Genomic DNA, 20,392 nt, shown 5'->3' on the forward strand with positions numbered 1-20,392 from the left:
TCTCCCGTTTCTTTGTTGACTGTATGGATTACCTGATCACGGTCGGTCCCGGATCCGGCACCGCGACATCGAGCACCCGAAACTGCACGCGCTCCGAACCCTGGTAGCGATCGACCGCGAGTGATCCTGCCACGTGCAAAAGCTGGCCGCGGTTCTGCGTCAGCGCGTGTCCGAGCTTCTGTCCGACCGAGCGGAACGCGATGCCGTTGACGATGGCACCGTCGCCCGACTTGAAGCGCACGCGCAGATGCGCCTGGCCGACTTCGTCGGCATAGACGAGCTGATGCGCCGGCAGCGCGATCACCGGCTCCGGATTGCCCGCCCCGAACGGCCCGGCGCGGTTCAGCGTATTGGCGAATTCCACGGTCACGGCGCGGGCGCTGACGGCACCGTCGATGAACAGCTCGTTCTCGTGGCGGGAATTGGCGACGTCCTCGGCCAGCGCGCTTTCCATGAAGGCACGAAACTCCGCGAGCTTCTCTTTGCGCAGCGTCACGCCGGCCGCCATGGCATGGCCGCCGCCCTTCATCAGGATGCGGTCCTTCAGCGCCTGCCGCACGGCCTTGCCGAGATCGACACCCGAGATCGAGCGGCCGGAGCCGGTGCCGATGCCGCCCGGCTCCAGCGCAATGGCAAAAGCGGGCCGCGCAAATTTCTCCTTCAGCCGCGAGGCGACGAGGCCGACGATGCCGGGGTGCCAGCCTTCGGCGGCGGTCACGATCACCGCGCCCTTGTCTTCGAGCCCGAGCGAGGCCAGCGCCTCGGCCTCGGCCTGCGCTTCGGCCGCCTGCTCGATGACGCGGCGCTCGCTGTTCAGCCGGTCGAGTTCGGCCGCGATCCGCGCGGCCTCCGAGACGTCGCCCTCCAGCAAGAGCCGCACGCCCAGATCGGCGCGCCCGATCCGGCCGCCCGCATTGATGCGCGGCCCCAGCATGAAGCCGAGATGCCAGGCTTCCGGCGGGCCGTTCAGCCGCGCCACGTCCATCAGCGCGGTATGGCCGACATGGTCGCGGCGGCGCATCGCGATCAACCCCTTGGCGACGAAGGCGCGGTTCAGCCCGATCAGCGGCGCGACGTCTGCCACGGTGCCGAGCGCCACATGGTGCAGCATGCCCAAAAGGTCCGGCTCCGGCAGCTCCGCGCTCCAGAAGCCGCGACGGCGCAATTCCCGGTTCACCGCCACCAGCGTGATCAGCACCAGGCCGACCGCCGCCAGATGACCAAGCCCGGAAAGATCGTCCGGCCGGTTCGGATTCACCAGCGCGTCGACCTCGGGCAATTCATCGCCGGTCTGGTGATGATCGATGACGACGACGGATAGGCCGAGCTTTCGCGCTTCCGCCAACGGCTCGATGCTGGTGGTGCCGCAATCGACGGTCACCAGCAGCGTCGCGCCTTTGGCGGCCAGCGCCCGCACCGCATCGACATTGGGGCCATAGCCTTCAAAAATGCGGTCGGGGATGTGGATCAAGGGATCGAGCCCGCAATGGCGCAGATGCCAGGCGAGCAGCGCCGCCGAGGTCGCGCCATCGACGTCGTAATCGCCGAAGATCGCGACCTTTTCCCCGCGCATGGCCGCGTCTGCGATACGTTTGGCCGCCGTCTCCATCGCCGTCACGGTGTGTGGATCGGGCATCAGCTTGCGGATGGTTGGGTCGAGAAAATCCAGGACCTCATCGATCCCGACATCGCGGCCCGCCAGCACGCGGGCCAGCATCTCCGGCACCTGGTAGCGCTGGGTGATCGCCAACGCCAGCGCCGCCCCCCTGGCGTCGAGCCGGTCGCGCCACAATTTACCGGTCGCCGAACGCGCCACGCCGAGAAACGCCGGCGGCAGTTCAACGGGAAGCGCGGATGCGGGGAGGATCATGATGCCTTCGAGAGATAGGGGCAAAGCGGCCCGTCGGCAAACGCAAACCGGGAGGCAATGGCGGCGTCGTAGCGAACGAATCAGCGTGCACAGTCCCGGGGCAACGTACGCCCCGGCCGCTGCTGACAAAACCGACTTGCACAAAGAAGATGCAACTTGTCCCGGCAAAACTACCGGGAACGCAGCGGAACTTAAACCAATCGTTAGCCATGATCCCCGACAAAGGAGGCAAATGCTTCTCGCTTGAGTCCCGCCGATCCGCAGAAGATCGACATCCGCACAAAGACTGAGGAATTCCTGCCAATGTCCGTCGCGCTTCGCTCCCAAACCGCAACGATCGCAAAACAGCCGTCCAATGCGGCTGATACCCAGGACGAATCCGACGTTTCCGCGCTGATCGCGAGATTGACCGCCGAGGTCAACCAGGTCGCCTGCGAGAAGACCAAGTCGATCCAGAAGATCACCAACCAGATGAAGATGCTGGCGCTGAACGCGCTGATCGAGAGCTCGCGCGCCGGCGCCCAAGGCGCGGGCTTTGCCGTGGTGGCGCAGGAGGTCCGCAACGTCGGCCAGCAGGTCGAGACCATTGCCCGCGAGCTCGAAAGCCAGCTTACCAACCGGACCGGCAATCTGATGAACTCGATCGCGCAGATGGCCGACCGCTCGCGCGGCGAGCGCATGGTCGATTTGTCGCTGAACGCCATCGAGCTGATCGACCGCAACCTCTATGAGCGCACCTGCGACGTGCGCTGGTGGGCGACCGACTCCGCCGTGGTCGATTGCGCGGCCGCGCCGCAGGCTGCCGCCGTCAGCCATGTGTCCGAGCGGATGGCCGTGATCCTCGGCGCCTACACCGTCTATCTCGATCTCTGGCTGTGCGATCTCGACGGCAATGTGCTGGCCAATGGCCGTGCCGATCGCTTTGGCGTCGTGGGCCAGAACGTGGCGCAGACAAAATGGTTTCGCGCGGCGCGCGCCTTACGCTCCGGCGACGACTACGCCGTCGGCGACGTCGAATGCCAACCCCTACTCGGCAACGCCCAGGTCGTGACCTATTGCGCCAGCGTCCGCGAAGGCGGCAAGGCGCACGGCAAACCCACCGGCGTGCTGGCGATCCATTTCGACTGGGAGCCGCAGGCCCGCGCCATCGTCCAGGGCGTGCGCGTCGGCGCGGCCGATAAGGCGCGCGTGCTGCTGGTCGATTCGAATTTCCGGGTGATCGCGGCGTCCGACGGCCAGGGCATGCTTACAGAACGCATTTCGCTCGCACTGGAGGGCCGGCGCTCCGGCTTCTACCAGGACCGTTCTGGCACCATGGTCGCGTTCCACGCCACGCCCGGCTACGAGACCTACAGGGGCCTTGGCTGGTTCGGCGTGATCCAGGCCGGCGCGACCTAAGCCGCTAGCACCCCAGCCGGTCGGCGATGCCGCCAAAATCCTTGGAGACGATGTCCCAATTGCCCGTGGCTTCGAAGTCATACTTCTGGTGCGGGCCATATTCGGTCGGCCGTGCGACGAACGCGGTCTTGAGGCCGTTCTGCTGCGCCGCCTTCAGATCGTTGTTATGCGCGGCAACCATCATCACCTGCTCCGGCGGTAGGCAGAGCAATTTGGCGGCGCCGAGATAGGTTTCCGGATCGGGCTTGTAGTGCTCGAACAACTCCGCCGACATGATCAGATCCCACGGCAGGCCGGCGAATTTTGCCATGTTGGTGAGCAGCGCGACGTTGCCGTTGGAGAGCGGCGAGATGACGTATTTCTTCTTCAGCCGCGTCAGCCCCGGCACGCTGTCGGGCCACGGATGCAGACGGTGCCAGCCCATCGTCAGGTAGTGCAGATCGGCGTCGCTCAGTCCTTGTATCGAAAACGCCGCGACCAGTTTTTCCAGCGACCGCCGGTGCAGCGTATCCAGTATCTGATAGCCGCGCTCGGGATGTTTGCGCACCTCGTCCATCGAGGCCATGTAGACCGCGCGCCAGCCGTCGACCAGCGCGGTCCAGTCGGCCTCGATGCCGGAGGTTTTCGACCACTCCGTGAAGTCGTTGATGAGGCTGGTGCGCCAGTCGACGACGGTGCCGAACACGTCGAACACCAACGCTTTCACGGCTGATATGTCGGACATGCGAGCGCACTCCCCCTTGTTTTTCTCTTGGCCATTCCGGGGCGCGCAAAGCGCGAACCCGGAATCTCAAGGTTCTCAGATGCGCAATTGCGCATCATAGTTCGATGCTTCGCATCGCCCCGGAACGACGTCGTCCGAACCTCAATCGAGATGAAACTTATCCAGTTGCCGGTGCTCGGCCTTGATATAACGAACTGTGCCGGTGACCGAGCGCATCACCACCGTTTCGGTCTCGATCACGTCATCCTTGCGGAATTTGACGCCCGTCAGCAGCGAGCCGGTCGTGACGCCGGTTGCCGCGAACAGGCAGTCGCCCCGCACCATGTCCTCGATGCCGTAGATCATTTTCGGATCGGTCACGCCCATCTTGTGCGCGCGCTCACGCTTCTCCTCGCTGTCGAGAATCAGCCGGCACTGCATCTGGCCGCCGATGCAGCGCAGCGCCGCCGCCGCCAGCACGCCCTCGGGCGCGCCGCCGGTGCCGATATACATGTCGACGCCGGTGTTGTCGGGGTCAGCACAATGGATCACGCCGGCCACGTCGCCATCGGTGATCAGCCGCACCGCTGCGCCGGTCGAGCGGATGCTGGCGATGATGTCGGCGTGGCGCGGCCGATCGAGCACAAGCACCGTGATCGCGCCAGGCTCGACGCCTTTGGCTTTGGCGAGCCGGCGTACATTGTCGGCAGGCGACGCGTCGAGTTCTACGACACCCTTGTCGTAGCCCGGTCCGATCGCAAGCTTCTCCATATAGACGTCGGGCGCATGCAGCAGCGTGCCTCCATCGGCCATCGCCATGGTCGCGATCGCGCCCGGCATGTTCTTGGCGCAGAGCGTGGTACCTTCCAGCGGGTCGACGGCGATATCGACCTGCGGACCGGCGTTGAGCCCGACCTTCTCGCCGATGAACAGCATCGGCGCCTCGTCGCGCTCGCCCTCGCCGATCACGATGGTGCCTTCGATCGGCAGCTTGTTGAGTTCGCGACGCATCGCGTCCACGGCGGCCTGATCCGCCGCCTTCTCCTGGCCGTGGCCGCGCAGCCGCGCCGCCGAAACGGCTGCACGTTCCGTCACCCGCACGATTTCAAGCGTCAGTATGCGCTCGAGCAACAATTGCGGCGGAACGGAAATATGGGTCGACATCGGCTTACTCCTTTTAAACCTGCACGGGCCTCTCGGCCCGCATTCAATCCTTTGGCACGCAATCCGTTCGGATTTGCGTCAGTTCTTTTCGATTCGTATCACCTGCGGCCGGCCACTGATCACCTTGTCGCGCTGCACCGCCTCCAATGCACGATAGACCGCATCCTCGGACGTTGCGTAGGTGATCAGGATGACCGGAACCGGTGCGGCTTTCTTCGGCGCGCCGTTCGCATCGACGCCCTCGGGGTGGCGCTGCACGATCGATTCCAGCGAAATCTTCTGTTCGGCGAGGCGGGTGGCGATGGTGGCGGCAGTGCCGGCGAGGTCGCGCGCCATCAGGCGGATGTAGTAGCCGCCCTCGTGCCGCTCCATCGGCGCCTTGGTGGTGTCGCGCAGCCGCTCCACCGGGCGCCCGAACGGCTTTGCGCGAATGCCGCGCGCCACGTCGGCGATGTCGGCAACCACGGCAGACGCAGTCGCGGCCCCACCGGCGCCGGGCCCCACCAGCGTGATCGGGGGAATGCCTTCACCATCGATGGTCACGGCGTTGGTGACGCCCATCACCTGCGCGATCGAGGACGATTTCGGCACCATGGTCGGATGCACGCGCTGCTCGATGCCCTTGGCGGTACGCACCGCCACGCCAAGCAGTTTGACGCGGTATCCGAGTTCCTCAGCCGCGCGAAGATCCTCCGGCGCGATCGAGGAGATGCCTTCGACATACACCGCACTCTGCGCCACCCTGGTGCCGAAGGCGAGGCTCGCGAGAATCGCCAGCTTCTGCGCGGTGTCGTGGCCGTCGACGTCGAAGGACGGATTGGCTTCGGCATAGCCGAGCCGCTGCGCATCCTTCAGGCATTCGGCAAACGACAATCCCTCCTGCTCCATCCGGGTCAGGATGTAATTGCAGGTGCCGTTGAGGATGCCATAGACGCGGCTGACGCCGGTGCCGGCAAGCCCTTCGCGCAAGGTCTTGATGACGGGAATGGCGGCGCCGACCGCCGCCTCATAGTTGAATGCGCCGCCGTGCTTCTCGGCGGCCTTTGCCAGCCGCACACCGTGCTTGGCGATCAGCGCCTTGTTGGCGGTTACCACCGACTTGCCGGCCTTCAGCGCGGCCTCGATCGCCGACAGCGCCGGCTCGCCGGAGCCGCCCATCAGTTCGACGAAGCAATCGACGTTGGGATCGCTGGCCAGATCAAGCGGGCTTTTGGCCCAGTGGATGCCGCGCAGGTCGAGCGAGCGCTTCTTTGCTTTCGAACGCGCGGTAACGGCAACGACGCGCACGCCCCGACCGCTGCGCTCGGCAAGCGCCCGCGACTGCTCTTCGATGAGGCGGACGACTTCGGCACCAACAGTGCCGAGCCCCGCGATACCCACTCTAAGGGGTGCGACCATGAATGAGAGAACCTGCAATAAAAGGAATTAGCGCCGGTTGGCGAGAGGAACCACGTTGTGCAACGTTTCAATGCCGCTTTCAAGGAACCGGCGCACCCCGCGCGCGGCCTGGCGGATACGCTGCTCGTTTTCCACCATGGCAATGCGGACATAGCCCTCGCCGTGCTCGCCGAAGGCGACGCCGGGCGAAACCACCACGCCGGACTTCTCCACCATCAGGGTCGCGAACTGCATGCTGCCGACGCCTTCGAACGCCTTGGGCAGCGGCGCCCAGGCGAACATCGAGGCCTGCGGCGGCGGGATCTCCCAGCCGGCCCGGCCGAACGATTCGACCAGCGCGTCGCGGCGCCTGCGGTAGGTGTCGCGCATCTCCTTGATGCAATCGTCCGGCCCGTTCAGCGCGGCGGTGGCCGCAACCTGAATGGGCGTGAATGCGCCGTAGTCGAGGTAGGATTTCACCCGCGCCAGCCCGGCAATGATCCGCTCATTGCCGACCGCAAAGCCCATGCGCCAGCCCGCCATCGAGAACGTCTTCGACATCGAGGTGAACTCGACGGTGACGTCGATCGCGCCCGGAACCTGCAGCACCGAGGGCGGCGGATTGTTGTCGTCGAAATAGACCTCGGCATAGGCCAGATCCGACAGGATGAAGATCTCGTGCTTCTTCGCGAACGCCACCAGATCCTTGTAGAAATCGAGCTCGGCGACATAGGCGGTCGGATTGGAGGGATAGCAGACGATCAGCGCGATCGGCTTCGGGATCGAATGAATGATTGCACGCTCCACCGCCTCGAAAAACTGCGGCGTCGGTTCCGAAGGCACCGAGCGGATCACGCCGCCCGCCATCAGGAAGCCGAAGGCATGAATCGGATAGCTCGGATTGGGACACAGCACGACGTCGCCGGGCGCGGTAATCGCCTGCGCCACATTGGCAAAGCCTTCCTTCGAACCCAGCGTCGCAACGATCTGGGTATCCGGATTGAGCTTTACGCCGAACCGCCGTCCATAATAGGCAGCTTGCGCTTTGCGCAGGCCGTTGATGCCGCGCGAGGCCGAGTAGCGATCGGTCCGCGGCTTGCCGAGCGTCTCCTTCAGCTTCTCGAGCACGTGGGACGGCGTCGGCAGGTCCGGATTGCCCATGCCCATGTCGATGATGTCGGCCCCGGCATTGCGCGCGGCCGCCTTGGCCTGGTTGACCTTCTCGAACACGTAAGGCGGCAGACGGCGAATGCGATAAAAATCTTCCATGGGACCCTTGCTCCGACAACCGGCAGGACAGAATCGGACGGAACCTGCGCGCGCTACGAAACCCGATCGGCTTCGTCCAAAAATCGCGCCCAATCAAGGACTTGGAGCGAATTCAGGTACGAGGTCTTAAGGCTCTGGACCCGCAATGCGGTTGAATTGGGTTCTTTTACCATGGGAGCCCGGCAGCGCCAGCAATTAGGGTCACTTCTTGCCCGGTTTTGGAGGGGTAGCGGCGGTTGCCTGCCGGTCTCGCGCAGCCGTCAATTCTGCCTGGATTTTAGCCAGCTCGGCCGGCTTCATCGCCTCCTCGTTGCGGTCCGGCGGCAGGTCATGAACCGGCAGATACCCACCAGCTTCCTTCGGACGCTCGGGTGCATCAGCCGGCAGGCCAAAGCCCGGCATGTCCGCGATCTGGGTCGAGCAGCCGCCGAGCGCAAACGCCGTCGCAAACAGCGTGGCAATCGACCACAGCCTTATCGTCCGAGTGGCCGGCATCCGTCCGGAAATCCCCAACTACCTCTGCACCGCATCGCGATCGCATCTATGCGGTGGTACGAGCTTTGCAACGCCAAACCGTCCCGCGGCGCTGATTTCGCTGTAACCGTTCAAACCATTGTCGCCCGAAACGATTAAAGCCCAAAGAGCAAATGCGACAGGTGCGGCTGCAATGTGTGCAATGCGTCTGAACACGCAAACTTTATCGCAGTGCAACAGGGTTAACCCCAACCCCGTTGCCATCAATCCACGCGGTGACGAACGCAAAATGAAGCTATAATGTCCTTGATATGAGCGACGTCAACACCGAAACCCAGGCTCCGAAAGCATTCAACGCCGAAGCCTTTGCCATGAACATCGCCAGGGCGATGGAGACGAGCGGCCAGGCGCTCGCGGCCTATCTCAAGCCGCGCGACGACGGTGAACCAAAGGACAAGCCACCCAGCGAAATCGGTGAGGTCGTCAAGACTTTTACCAAGGTGGCGGAATACTGGCTGACGGACAAGGAGCGCGCCGAAGCCCTGCAGACCCGGATGGGCAAAGCCTATCTCGATCTCTGGGGGTCGGCGATGCGCCGCATGGCGGGCGAACAGGCCAAACCTGCGATCGAGCCGTCGCCGCGCGACAAGCGCTTCAAGGATCCGGAATGGAAATCGAACCAATTCTTCGATTTCGTGCTGCAGCTTTATCTGCTCACCGCGCAATGGGCACAGGAACTGGTGAAGAACGCCGAGGGCGTCGATCCGCACACGCGCAAGAAGGCCGAGTTCTACGTCCAGCAGATCACCAACGCGATCTCGCCGTCGAATTTCGTTCTCACCAACCCGGAGGTGCTGCGCGAGACCCTGGCGTCGAACGGCGACAACCTCGTCCGCGGCATGAGGATGCTGGCTGAAGACATCGAGGCCGGGCGCGGCATGCTGCGCATCCGTCAGTCCGACCCGTCGAACCTCGTCGTCGGCGTCAACATGGCGACGACGCCGGGCAAGGTGATCTTCCAGAACGAGCTGATGCAGTTGATCCAGTACACGCCGACCACGGAGACGGCGCTGCGCACGCCGCTCCTGATCGTGCCGCCATGGATCAACAAGTTCTACATTCTCGATCTCAAGCCGGAAAAATCCTACATCAAATGGTGCGTCGATCAGGGCATCACGGTGTTCGTCATCTCCTGGGTCAATCCGGACAAGGAACTCGGCAAGAAGACCTTCGACGACTACATGAAGGAAGGCCCGCTCACCGCGATGGACGTCATCGAAAAGGTGACGGGCGAGATGAAAGTGCATACCGCCGGTTACTGCGTCGGCGGAACGCTGCTGGCATCGACGCTGGCCTGGCTCGCCGAGAAGCGGCGCCAGCGCGTCACCTCCGCGACGTTCTTTGCGGCGCAGGTCGACTTCACCCATGCCGGCGATCTCCTGGTGTTCGTCGACGAAGACCAGATCTCGACGCTGGAGCGCGAGATGGAAGCACGGGGCGTTCTCGAAGGCAGCAAGATGGCGATGGCCTTCAACATGCTGCGCTCCAACGATTTGATCTGGTCCTATGTCGTCAGCAACTACCTGAAGGGACAGCAGCCCTCCTCCTTCGACTTGCTGCACTGGAACTCCGACGCGACGCGGATGCCGGCGGCCAACCATTCCTATTACCTGCGCAACTGCTATCTGGAGAACCGGCTGTCCTCCGGCAGCATGGTGCTCGACAACACGCTGCTCGACCTGTCGAAGGTCAAGGTGCCCGTCTACAATCTGGCGACGCGCGAGGACCACATCGCGCCGGCGGACTCGGTGCTCTACGGTTCGCAGTTCTTCGGCGGCCCGGTCAGATATGTGCTGTCCGGCTCGGGCCATATCGCCGGCGTGGTCAACCCGCCGGCGGCGGGCAAGTATCAGTACTGGACCAACGACAACATCAAGGACGTCACGCTCGCCGACTGGATGAAGAACGCCACCGAGCACAAGGGATCATGGTGGCCCGACTGGCTGCAATGGCTGGAGGGCATCGACGCCGAGCGCGTACCCGCACGCGCCGTCGGTTCCGAGGCGATGCCGCCGATTGAGGACGCTCCCGGCAGTTACGTCAAGGTGCGCGCATAGCGCTGCCGTGCGCGGTCAGCTATATTCCTGATATCCCGTGCCGGGATTTGGATCAGTTGAGGGAAGACGATGACGCGTGAACTGTTCTGGCTGACGCTGACTGTGGTTTTGACCGGACTGTTGTGGATCCCCTACATCGTCAATCGCTGTCAGGTACGCGGCCTCTCCGGCGCCATGGCCAATCCCTCGCGCCACGACAAGCCGCAGGCGGATTGGGCCAACCGGCTGATGTTTGCGCATGACAATGCGGTCGAGAACCTCGTCATCTTCGCGCCGCTGGTCTTGATACTGCACGCGATCGACTATTCCGACAGATGGACCGTCATGGCCTGCGCGGTGTATTTCTGGTCCCGCGTTGCGCATTTGATCGTCTACACGCTCGGCCTGCCGGTTTTCCGCACGCTCGCCTTCACCGTCGGCTTCCTGGCGCAAGCCGTACTGGCGCTGGCGATCTTCAAGGTGGTGTGAGCGCCTACCTGCACACAAGACCAAAAGCAAAAACCCGGAGCTCGGCTCCGGGGTTTTTTCATTGGCGACCTCTGAAACAGCGCTCAGTATTTCGCAACAACCGGCGAATTGAAGTGGTTGCCGATCTTCAACGGCCTTTTTGGGCGACGACGAACAGCATCGACGCCATCTTGTCGTCGAAGCCTTTTACCTCACCGCGCTCGATCGACAGCGAGCCCCACTTCCCTGCCTCGGCATAGATGGCACGCAGCCACTCCTGCGAGGGATAGTTGTAGTAGCGTTCGAGCGTGTCGCGTCCGGCGGCATCGCCTTCCTTGTAGCTGGCGTAGAACATGCCGCCCGGTTTCAACGCGCGCCGGATCAGCGAGAGAATGGCCGCAAGCTGGTCGCGCGGCACATGCAGCAGGCAGGCATTGGCCCAGACGGCATCGAACGTCTCGACGTCGTCGAGCTGGTGGAACAGCAGCGTCTCGACGGGACGGCCGAGACGCTTTGAGGCGACCTCCGCCATTTCCGGCGACCCGTCGGTCGGACGAACATCGAACCCGCGCGCCAGCATCTCCGCCGTGTCGCCGCCGGCGCCACAACCGAGTTCGAGAATCGTTGCGCCCGGCGGAAGCAGCGCCAGAAAAGCCGTCAGCCGCGCCTGTCGCGAGGTGATCTCGCGCCTCGCATAGGCTTCCGCGTTGCTGCGGTAGAATTGCAGGGTTTGCTCGTCCACCGCAGCACCTCGCATCACGGAAACAGCGCAATCTGCTCCAGCCCCGCCGTCTCGGGCAGTCCGAACATCAGGTTCATGTTCTGGATCGCCTGCCCGGCCGAGCCCTTCACCAGGTTGTCGAGCGTGGAAATCACGATCGCCCGGTTCTTGATACGGTCGGCGACGACGCCGATCTGGACATAGTTCGAGCCGCGCACGTTCTGGGTCTGCGGCAACACGCCCTTCTTCACCACATGCACGAATGGTTCGTTGGCGTAGGCCTTCTCCAGCGCCGCCCGCAGATCGTCCGGCGTCGCGCCGTTGAGCTTGACGTAGGACGTGCAGAGTTCGCCGCGCGCCATCGGGATCAGATGCGGCGTGAAGTTCACCGTCACTGCAGCGCCCGCGGCGACGCCGATCTCCTGCTCGATCTCGGGCGCGTGCCGATGGGTGCCGACCGAATAGGGCGACAGCCCCTCGCCCGCCTCGCTGAACAGCGTGTTCTGCTTCAAGCCGCGCCCGGCGCCGGTAACGCCCGACTTCGCGTCGATGACGATGTCATCGACGTCGATCAGTTTTGCCTTGGCGAGCGGCACCAGCGCGAGCAGCGCCGCGGTCGGATAGCAGCCGGGACAGGCGACGAGCCGCGCGGCCGCGATCTTCTCGCGGTAGAATTCGGTGAGGCCGTAGACGGCTTCGCCCTGCAGTTCGAGCGCCCGGTGCTCATGGCCGTACCATTGCGCATAGGTGGCCTTGTCGCGCAGCCGGAAATCGGCGGACATGTCGAGCACCTTGATGTTGGGGTTGGCCCTGAGGACCGCGGCGACGATCTCCTGCGTGGTGCCGTGCGGCAGCCCGCAGAACACCGCGTCGAGCCCGGTCCAGTCGACCTTCTCCCATTCGACGAGCTTCGGCAGCTCCAGCATGAAGAAATGCGGGAAGACGTCGCCCATCGACTTGCCGGCATGGGTATTGGCCGTGAGCGCCGTGATCTCGGCGTTCGGGTGCCGTGCGAGCAGGCGCACCGCGTCGGCCCCGGTGTAACCGGAGGCGCCGAGAATGCCGATCTTCTTCTTCGAGCCCATCACGCGTTCCTTTCAAGCGTCATTTGATTGTCTTCCGTTTCCGCGGCGAACGCCAGCGGCCGCGCCGCGCGCATCAGGCTTGCGATTTCGCGCGCGTCTGCGTCGCCTTGCGCCAGCACTTGGGCAACCGCTGCATAGTCGGCCTCCGACTTGTGCTGGTTCAGCTTGAAGCTGCCCTCCACCTCTTCGACCGTCATTTCGAGTCCCACGATCGCCTTCTTCATCGCCGCCAGCCGCCCTGCCGTCATCTTCGACAACAGCCACGGCTTCTTCGGCAGCAGCCGCTCTTCGAACTTCGCGCTCAGCGTCTCGATCTGCGCGGCGAGTTCGTCGTCCGACATCGTCCGCACCGGGCCGGTTAGATGCACCGCCCGATAGAGCCAGGTCGGCACCTGGTCCGGCGAGACGTACCAGTCCGGCGACACATAGGCATCCGCTCCCGTCACGGCCAGCAGCCAGGACGCCGTTCCGTCCGCGAGCTTCACCAGCGGATTTTGCCGCGCGACGTGAAACGCCGCGCGCGGCGTACCGTCATTGGCCGAGGTCAGATAGAACGGCAGCGGCGAGGCGACCGGCCTCTTGCCATCCCACGCGCAAGCCAGGCCGAAGCCGCGCGCTTCCGCGAACGCGAGGCTCGCGGCGCGGTCGGACTTGAACATTGGTGGCGTATACATTTCAAACTCCTGCTTGACGTAGGAGCCGCCAGTTCAGACCGCGTTTTCTGGAAAAGGAAGAAGCCGCGGGACCCGATCCGGCGGCAGAGGCGACAATCCTAGACGCAGACGTCCGCCCATACCGCGATGATGGCGCGGCGGCGGCGAGCGATGGAGATGGTCGCGGCGATAGTCATGGGCGCGGCTATAAGGCCGCGCCCGGCTGGCGTCAAGATGCGAACTCGTCATTCCGGGTTCGCGCTATGCGCGCCCCGGAATGACACTTCGTGTCAAATCACCGGACTCCACGGCGCCGGGATCAGCCGGTAGCCGTTACCGTCCTTCGCGACAAAACCGTTGGCCGGGAACGGATAGTGGAAGCCCTGGACCCGCATCTTGTCGGCGACCAGCATGTCGTAGACCCGGCGGCGGGTCTTTTCCGCCAGCGCCGGATCCTGGTCGAACATCAGGTGCCAGCCGGGATTGGTGACGAACAGCGCCGGCAGGTTGGTGACGTCAGACTGGATGAACACCTTGTCGGAGCCTGACGCGAGAACGTAGGAGGTGTGGCCCGGCGTGTGGCCGATGGTTTCCACCGCCGTCAGTCCGGGAGCTACTTCCTTGCCCCATTCATAGGGCGTCACCTTCTTCTTGAGCCCTGCCTCCAGCACGCGGCGGGCGTTCTTGAACACGGTCTGCATCCGCCCTTCCGGCGCCCGGCTCATCTCGCCGTCATCCATGAAGTACTTCCATTCCGCCGCCGGCACGAGAACCTCGGCATTGGGAAAGGTCGGCGCGTTGTCCGCAGTCAACAGACCGTTGATGTGATCGCCGTGGAAGTGCGAGATGACGACGATGTCGACCGCCTTGGGGTCGAAGCCGGCGGCGACCATGTTGGCGCCGAACTGCCCGACATTGCCCTTGCTCGATGCAAAGGCCGCAGCGCCGTTACCGGTATCGACCACCACGAGCTTGCCGCCGGTATTGATGACCAGCGGCGCGAACTGGATCGACATCTTGTCCTTCGGCATGAAGGCCTTTTCGAGCGCCGCGTTGACTTCGTCCTTCTTGACGTTGAGCACGAACGTGTCAGGCAGCGCGAAATTGTTGACGCCATCCGAAACCGCCGTCACCTGGGCATCGCCCACCTTGTAGCGATAGAAGCTCGGCGCCTGCTTGTCCGCCACAGGGGCTGCCGCCTTGGCGGGTGCCTGCGGCAAAAGCGGCGTTGCGGCGAGCGCCGCGGCTCCGGCAAGTGCGTGACGACGTGTCAATTCCATGTGATGTCCTCCCAGTGAGACGATGGATGCGGTTCGCAAGATTTCCGTTCTTGCCGGGCCTCGGTTCGGTTGCTGCCGAATTTATCAATTTCTACGTTAGCGCGACGACGGCCAGGCGACGGCGATGCGAAGATGGCTTCGGCATCTTGGGGCTAACACCCTCATCATCACCTTATTCCAATCCGCCCTACGCCACCCGCCACAGCCATTCGGCGAGTTTTCCCATGACGTCGCCGATCAGTAGCAGAGCGGCCGACCAGACCAGCGCGGAGACGAAATTGGCGATCTGGAATGGCCAGTAGGCCATCTCGAAAATGCCGGCGGCCAGCGGCACCGAGGCGCGCAGTGGCCCGAAGAAGCGGCCGATGAAGATCGAAGGCACGCCCCATTTCTTAACGAATTCTTCGCCGCGCAGCAGGATTCCAGGATAGCGCGACAGCGGCCACATCTCGGCGACGTGCTCCTTGTATTTGAAGCCGATCCAGTAAGAGACCCAGTCGCCGAGCGCCGCGCCGATGCCGCCGGCGAGCCAGACCGGCCAGAAGCTGATGCCGCTGACGCCGACCAGCGCGCCGATCGCGACCAGCGCCCCCCAGGCCGGCACCAGCAGCGAGACGAAGGCAAGCGATTCGCAGAATGCCAGCACCAGGACGACCGGTGCGGCCCAAGCCTGATTGTCGCGCACGAAATCAGCCAGGGCGCGCACATAGTCTTCCATCTGTTGAATGCCTTCCCGCCCCGTTTCCGCCTTGAACTTTCGTCTGATTCAAGGCTCTAGCCAGCCGCTTGCGTGACTTCAAGTCACAATGGCCGGCACCGCATGTGATAAAGGCAGTTCTGTCCTCCCTGGGTCGTATCCAAATAGGGTGCCGTCTCGCTTCCGAGTGCCGGTCAACTCTGCGGCGGCGCCGGCCGTTTCGCGGGCCGCGGCCTGGCCGCGCGGGGCGGCGCGACGGGTTGCAGGGTCACAATGACCGGATTTGGCTTGTGATCCATCGCCGCGCCGGTAGCGGCATCGACGCCCATTCCGACCAGGCCACCGAGAAGCACGTTGCCGGCGAAGCCTGCCGCGCCCGCTCCGGGGATCTCTTTGGTCAACGGAATGATCTGCGACTCATAGCCTTCCTTGCTGACGGTTACCGTGATGTCGGCGTTGCGCTTGGCCTGGACCACGCACGGCGTCACGCATGCCGTTGGAATATCCAGACCGGTAATCTCGGCGGTCGCGCCCGCCGGCGTGCTCGAGATGGAAATGTTCTCTGTCGTTCCCCGCGTCACGGAGGCACAGCCAAGACACGGCGCCGCGATTGCGACGGCCAACAATAGTCTGATAGTCATTTGATCGGATCCCCCCAGCCCGAGGGAACCTTCGGACGACCGTAAGGCGAATGCAAGGGCACGCCCGCGCCGGCGTTGGGATATCGTTGATAGCAGGCCCAAAAGTCACAGCTTTAAAGCCGCGAACCCTCCTGGCGCACCGTCACCTTTTGAGCCCATCCGTGGCATAGTCAGAGTGACCGATTCGCTCGCGAGATCGCGCGCAACACCTAAAGAGCCATGTCCAAACCATTGAAATCAGTTGCAAAACCAAAACCGAATGACCTCTTTGGAGCAGAATCGAAGGGCCGGGCTGCGTCCAAGGCCGCCTCGCGCGGAACCAGCGCCGAGGCCGGCTATACCGCTGCTGACATCGAGGTGCTGGAAGGCTTGGAACCGGTGCGCCGGCGCCCCGGCATGTACATCGGCGGCACCGACGAGAAAGCGCTGCACCACCTGTTCGCCGAAGTCATCGACAATGCCATGGACGAGGCACTGGCAGGGCATGCCTCCTTCATCGAGGTGGAATTGAGCGCCGACGGCTTCTTGACCGTCACCGACAACGGCCGCGGCATCCCGGTCGATCCGCATCCGAAGTTTCCGAAGAAATCTGCGCTCGAAGTCATCATGTGCACGCTGCATTCCGGCGGCAAGTTCGACTCCAAGGTCTACGAGACCTCGGGCGGCCTGCACGGCGTCGGCGTCTCCGTCGTCAACGCCCTCTCCTCGCGGCTCGAGGTCGAAGTCGCGCGCAGCCAGAAACTCTACCGGATGAGTTTCGAGCGCGGTCACCCCAAGGGCAAGCTCGAAGACCTCGGCAAGATCAACAACCGCCGCGGCACCCGCATCCGCTTCAAGCCGGATACCGACATCTTCGGCGCCAAGGCCGCGTTCAAGCCGCAGCGCCTGTTCAAGATGACTCGCTCGAAAGCGTACCTGTTCGGCGGCGTCGAGATCCGCTGGCGCTGCGATCCCACGCTGTTGAAGGGAATCGAGGACGTGCCGGCCGAGGACAGTTTCCACTTCCCGGGCGGCCTGAAGGACTATCTCGGCGCGGCCATTCACGCCGACACGCTGGTGCACCCGGATATCTTCTCCGGCAAGTCGGGGCGCAACGGCGCCCATGGCGCCTGCGAATGGGCGGTCGCGTGGACCGCGGATGCCGACGGCTTCCTCTCCTCCTACTGCAACACCGTGCCGACGCCTGACGGCGGCACCCATGAATCGGGCCTGCGCAGCGCGATGCTGCGCGGCCTGAAAGACCACGCCGAGCGCATCGGCCAGGGCAAGCGCGCCGCGCCTGTCACGTCGGAAGACGTCATGGTGGGCGCTGCCGTGATGCTCAGCGTGTTCGTGCGCGAGCCGGAATTCCAGGGCCAGACCAAGGATCGTCTCGCCACGGCCGAAGCGCAGAAGATCGTCGAGCAGGCGATCAAGGATCCGTTCGACCATTGGCTGTCGGGCAATCCGCTGCAGGCCAACAAGCTCCTCGATTTCGTCATCGAGCGCGCCGACGAACGGCTGCGCCGCCGCGCCGAGAAGGAGATCTCGCGCAAGACCGCGGTGAAGAAGCTGCGCCTGCCCGGCAAGCTTTCCGATTGCACCAACAGCGCTCAGGAAGGCTCGGAACTCTTCATCGTCGAGGGCGACTCGGCTGGCGGCAGCGCCAAACAGGCGCGCGACCGCAAAACCCAGGCCGTGCTTCCCTTGCGCGGCAAGATCCTCAACGTCGCCTCTGCGGGCAAGGACAAGCTCACCGCTAACGCGCAGCTTTCCGATCTCATGCAGGCGATCGGCTGCGGCACCGGCGCGCATTACCGCGAAGAGGATCTGCGCTATTCGCGCATCATCATCATGACCGACGCCGACGTCGACGGCGCACACATCGCGTCACTGCTGATCACCTTCTTTTATCGTCAGACACCGCGGCTGATCGACGAAGGCCACCTCTATCTGGCGGTTCCGCCGCTCTACAAGCTGACGCACGGCAGCAAGTCGGTTTATGCACGCGACGATACACACAAGGACGCGCTGTTGAAGAGCGAGTTCAACGCCAACGCCAAGGTTGAGGTGAATCGGTTCAAAGGCCTCGGCGAGATGATGCCGGCCCAGCTCAAGGAAACCACCATGGATCCGGCCAAGCGCACGTTGCTCCGCGTGGTGCTGCTGGCCGACGACCGCGAAGGCACGGCCGATTCTGTCGAGCGGCTGATGGGAACCAAGGCCGAGGCCCGGTTTGCCTTCATCTCCGACAAGGCGGAATTCGCAAGCGACGAGCTGCTGGACGTCTAATTCCGTCAGAACAGGCGATTTTTGGCCGATTTCCGGTCTTTCTGGCCGGTCATTGGCGGAATCTGCTCGTCTTTCGGGCTTTTGCCAGTCATTCCTTTTCGGCCCAGTGTGCTTCCCCCGCAACAGCAATTTGGCCGGAACTGCGTATAGTCACGGTACTGGATTTTGGGAATCGGCGCTCGCGCACCTCGTCAAGCGAACAAGAAGTTGAGGAACTAGACATGAAAAAAGTACTGCTCGCTTTGACCGCGGTTGCAGCATTCACCGGATCGGCAGTTGCGGCCGACCTCGGGGCCCGGCCCTACGCCAAGGCGCCGGCTCCTGTCGCCGCAGCGTATAACTGGACCGGCTTCTACATCTTCGGTGGTGGCGGCGGCGGGCTCTGGAGCGCTGATAGCAACGTCGTGACCTTCCCTGGGGCTCCAGTGGCCCTCACCCGCGACCAGCGGAATGGCGGCAGCGGCTGGTTCGGAACGGTCGGCGCCGGCTACGATATGCAGTTCGCCGGCCGATGGGTGGCCGGTATTTTCGGTGACGCTCAGTTCGGGGATATCCGCGGCTCCCTCAGCGATCCTTTCTTTTTCACCGAAGGCCGCATGAAGCTCGAGACGAGCTATGCCGCTGGTGTGCGACTGGGTTATCTGGTTGCTCCCAATGTGTTGTCTTACGTTAATGCTGGCTACACTGGTTCAGAGTGGTCGGGCACTACTCAATCCACTATCTTCGCGCCCGGCGGCCCGGGAATCTACACCACGCCCTCCTTCGATCGGAATGGATGGTTCATTGGCGGCGGCGTTGAGAACAACCTGGACCTTTTCGGCATCTCGGCTCCCGGCTGGTTCATGAAGACAGAGTATCGCTCTGCTTTCTATGATCGCGTCACCTTGCCGGGGACGGTCACGCCCGCCTTCGGCGGCGGTCCGACCGGTACCGCTGTGACCTTCAAGCCCTGGACGCAGACCATCAGCACCTCGCTGGTGTACCGCTTCAACTGGAGTGGCGCTCCGGTCGCCGCCAGGTACTGATCCCTTCGAATAAACTGCTCAAAAGCCCCGGCATTGTCCGGGGCTTTTTTGTTGCTCGAACACCGGACCAGTCCGGATCCGGCCGCGCGCACGAGCTCGTCAAAGCCGCAGGGCATGGCAGACGTTAGCAGGCGACAGCGTCTCTTGACGCTGCACCGCAGAGCCGGGACCCACCCCACCGCCCCCGCAGACCCCGGATCAGCAGCGCACCACGCCGCCAGCGCAGCGCACTGCGCAGCATCCGGGGAACGCAGTCCAATATTCGCTTCACGGCTCAGATCAAACTAGGGTCATCACGTTCCAACAACAAAGCGGACAAAAGCGATGAAGCCAAAACTCTTCGACCTCACCGGCAAGGTAGCCATCGTCACCGGTGGCAATGGCGGTATCGGGCTCGGCATGGCACGGGGTCTCGCCGAGGCCGGCGCGGTGATCGCCGTGGTGGGCCGCAACGAAGCGAAGTCGGCCGGTGCGGTCGCGGAACTTGAGCAAGGCGGCGCCAAGGCGATTTCGGTTGCGGCCGATGTCACCGACAAGTCGGCAGTCACCGCCATGACCGAACGCGTCGTCCGCGAACTCGGCCGAATCGATATCCTCGTCAACAATGCCGGCATCAACATCCGCAAGCCGCCGCATGCGCTCGATATCGCCGAGTGGAACAGCGTGATCCAAACCAACCTCACCAGCGCCTTCCTGTGCTCGCAGGCGGTTTATCCGGCGATGAAGGCGGTCGGCGGCGGCAAGATCATCAATATCGGCTCGATGATGTCGATCTTCGGCGCCAGCTTCACGCCAGCCTATGCCGCGAGCAAGGGCGGCATCGTGCAGTTCACCCGCTCCTGCGCCTGCGCCTGGGCGGCCGACAATATCCAGGCCAATGCCGTGCTGCCGGGCTGGATCGATACCGATCTCACCAAGCGCGCCCGCAAGGAGATCGACGGCCTGCACGACCGCGTGCTGGCGCGCACGCCGGCGGCGCGCTGGGGCGCGATCGATGATTTTGCAGGGATCGCAGTTTTTCTCGCCTCGCCCGCGTCCGACTTCGTCACCGGCACGGCGATTCCTGTCGATGGCGGGTATTCTGTTATGGGATAGGCGGGCCGTTTGTCAGGTTCACCTTAACAGTGAAATAAGAGCGATTCGCCGGGAAGACAGCCTCGCAGCGCCAACGGGCAGCCAAATAGCTCATATCTCGCCGCT

General features: G+C 63.7%; 18 protein-coding genes. 6 read left to right on the forward strand and 12 right to left on the reverse strand.

Annotated elements, in window-relative coordinates; all coding sequences use genetic code 11:
* Positions 1-28: 28 nt before the first annotated feature.
* Positions 29-1,870, reverse strand: coding sequence for a single-stranded-DNA-specific exonuclease RecJ (gene recJ, locus LMTR13_RS21255; protein WP_065729533.1), 1,842 nt, complete (start codon positions 1,868-1,870; stop codon positions 29-31).
* A gap of 303 nt (positions 1,871-2,173) precedes the next feature.
* On the opposite strand from recJ, the gene LMTR13_RS21260 reads away from it, so the two are divergent.
* Positions 2,174-3,268: a methyl-accepting chemotaxis protein gene (locus LMTR13_RS21260; RefSeq protein ID WP_065732859.1), complete on the forward strand. Its 1,095-nt coding sequence runs from the start codon at positions 2,174-2,176 to the stop codon at positions 3,266-3,268.
* Between the two features lie 4 nt (positions 3,269-3,272).
* Here the strand turns inward: LMTR13_RS21260 and LMTR13_RS21265 are convergent, their stop codons facing one another.
* The 5 genes from LMTR13_RS21265 to LMTR13_RS21285 form a co-directional block, all read right to left on the reverse strand.
* A complete protein-coding gene (locus LMTR13_RS21265) occupies positions 3,273-3,992 on the reverse strand; it encodes a haloacid dehalogenase type II (RefSeq protein ID WP_065729534.1) in 720 nt (239 codons plus the stop codon).
* Positions 3,993-4,133: 141 nt separating this feature from the next.
* On the reverse strand, positions 4,134-5,135 hold the full coding sequence (glpX, locus tag LMTR13_RS21270) for a class II fructose-bisphosphatase (RefSeq protein WP_065729535.1): 1,002 nt from the start codon (positions 5,133-5,135) through the stop codon (positions 4,134-4,136).
* Between the two features lie 78 nt (positions 5,136-5,213).
* Entirely contained in the window at positions 5,214-6,533 is a 1,320-nt protein-coding gene (locus LMTR13_RS21275; RefSeq protein ID WP_065729536.1) for a homoserine dehydrogenase, read from the reverse strand.
* 27 nt (positions 6,534-6,560) lie between these two features.
* On the reverse strand, positions 6,561-7,781 hold the full coding sequence (locus tag LMTR13_RS21280; RefSeq protein WP_065729537.1) for an LL-diaminopimelate aminotransferase: 1,221 nt from the start codon (positions 7,779-7,781) through the stop codon (positions 6,561-6,563).
* A gap of 201 nt (positions 7,782-7,982) precedes the next feature.
* The gene (locus LMTR13_RS21285) at positions 7,983-8,276 is read right to left on the reverse strand and encodes a hypothetical protein (protein WP_065729538.1); all 294 of its coding nucleotides are present in this window, start codon (positions 8,274-8,276) and stop codon (positions 7,983-7,985) included.
* Between the two features lie 290 nt (positions 8,277-8,566).
* On the opposite strand from LMTR13_RS21285, the gene LMTR13_RS21290 reads away from it, so the two are divergent.
* Positions 8,567-10,372, forward strand: a complete 1,806-nt coding sequence (locus LMTR13_RS21290; RefSeq protein ID WP_065729539.1) for a PHA/PHB synthase family protein — start codon at positions 8,567-8,569, stop codon at positions 10,370-10,372.
* A gap of 69 nt (positions 10,373-10,441) precedes the next feature.
* The gene (locus tag LMTR13_RS21295) at positions 10,442-10,840 is read left to right on the forward strand and encodes an MAPEG family protein (protein ID WP_065729540.1); all 399 of its coding nucleotides are present in this window, start codon (positions 10,442-10,444) and stop codon (positions 10,838-10,840) included.
* Positions 10,841-10,967: 127 nt separating this feature from the next.
* Here LMTR13_RS21295 and LMTR13_RS21300 read toward each other — a convergent pair whose 3' ends face one another.
* From LMTR13_RS21300 to LMTR13_RS21325, 6 genes are all read right to left on the reverse strand, one after another.
* Positions 10,968-11,561 (reverse strand): class I SAM-dependent methyltransferase, encoded by a 594-nt coding sequence (locus LMTR13_RS21300; RefSeq protein ID WP_065732860.1) that lies wholly within the window; start codon positions 11,559-11,561, stop codon positions 10,968-10,970.
* 14 nt (positions 11,562-11,575) lie between these two features.
* Positions 11,576-12,625, reverse strand: a complete 1,050-nt coding sequence (argC, locus tag LMTR13_RS21305) for an N-acetyl-gamma-glutamyl-phosphate reductase (protein ID WP_065729541.1) — start codon at positions 12,623-12,625, stop codon at positions 11,576-11,578.
* The gene (locus tag LMTR13_RS21310) at positions 12,625-13,299 is read right to left on the reverse strand and encodes an FMN-binding negative transcriptional regulator (protein WP_065729542.1); all 675 of its coding nucleotides are present in this window, start codon (positions 13,297-13,299) and stop codon (positions 12,625-12,627) included. The genes argC and LMTR13_RS21310 overlap by 1 nt, the downstream gene beginning before the upstream one ends.
* 269 nt (positions 13,300-13,568) lie before the next feature.
* Positions 13,569-14,558: an MBL fold metallo-hydrolase gene (locus tag LMTR13_RS21315; protein WP_065729543.1), complete on the reverse strand. Its 990-nt coding sequence runs from the start codon at positions 14,556-14,558 to the stop codon at positions 13,569-13,571.
* Positions 14,559-14,745: 187 nt separating this feature from the next.
* Positions 14,746-15,276 carry a DedA family protein gene (locus LMTR13_RS21320; RefSeq protein ID WP_065729544.1) on the reverse strand — a complete coding sequence of 177 codons (531 nt, stop codon included), beginning with the start codon at positions 15,274-15,276 and terminating at the stop codon, positions 14,746-14,748.
* 173 nt (positions 15,277-15,449) lie between these two features.
* A complete protein-coding gene (locus tag LMTR13_RS21325; protein WP_418219804.1) occupies positions 15,450-15,890 on the reverse strand; it encodes a PEGA domain-containing protein in 441 nt (146 codons plus the stop codon).
* A 225-nt stretch (positions 15,891-16,115) separates the two neighbouring features.
* Here LMTR13_RS21325 and parE point away from each other — a divergent pair, with 225 nt between their 5' ends.
* The 3 genes from parE (at position 16,116) to LMTR13_RS21340 (ending at position 20,287) form a co-directional block, all read left to right on the forward strand.
* On the forward strand, positions 16,116-18,167 hold the full coding sequence (gene parE, locus LMTR13_RS21330; protein WP_065729546.1) for a DNA topoisomerase IV subunit B: 2,052 nt from the start codon (positions 16,116-16,118) through the stop codon (positions 18,165-18,167).
* A 221-nt stretch (positions 18,168-18,388) separates the two neighbouring features.
* Positions 18,389-19,192, forward strand: coding sequence for an outer membrane protein (locus LMTR13_RS21335; protein ID WP_065729547.1), 804 nt, complete (start codon positions 18,389-18,391; stop codon positions 19,190-19,192).
* 324 nt (positions 19,193-19,516) lie between these two features.
* Positions 19,517-20,287: an SDR family NAD(P)-dependent oxidoreductase gene (locus LMTR13_RS21340; protein WP_065729548.1), complete on the forward strand. Its 771-nt coding sequence runs from the start codon at positions 19,517-19,519 to the stop codon at positions 20,285-20,287.
* Positions 20,288-20,392: the final 105 nt, after the last annotated feature.

Source organism: Bradyrhizobium icense, from assembly GCF_001693385.1.
GTDB lineage: Bacteria > Pseudomonadota > Alphaproteobacteria > Rhizobiales > Xanthobacteraceae > Bradyrhizobium > Bradyrhizobium icense.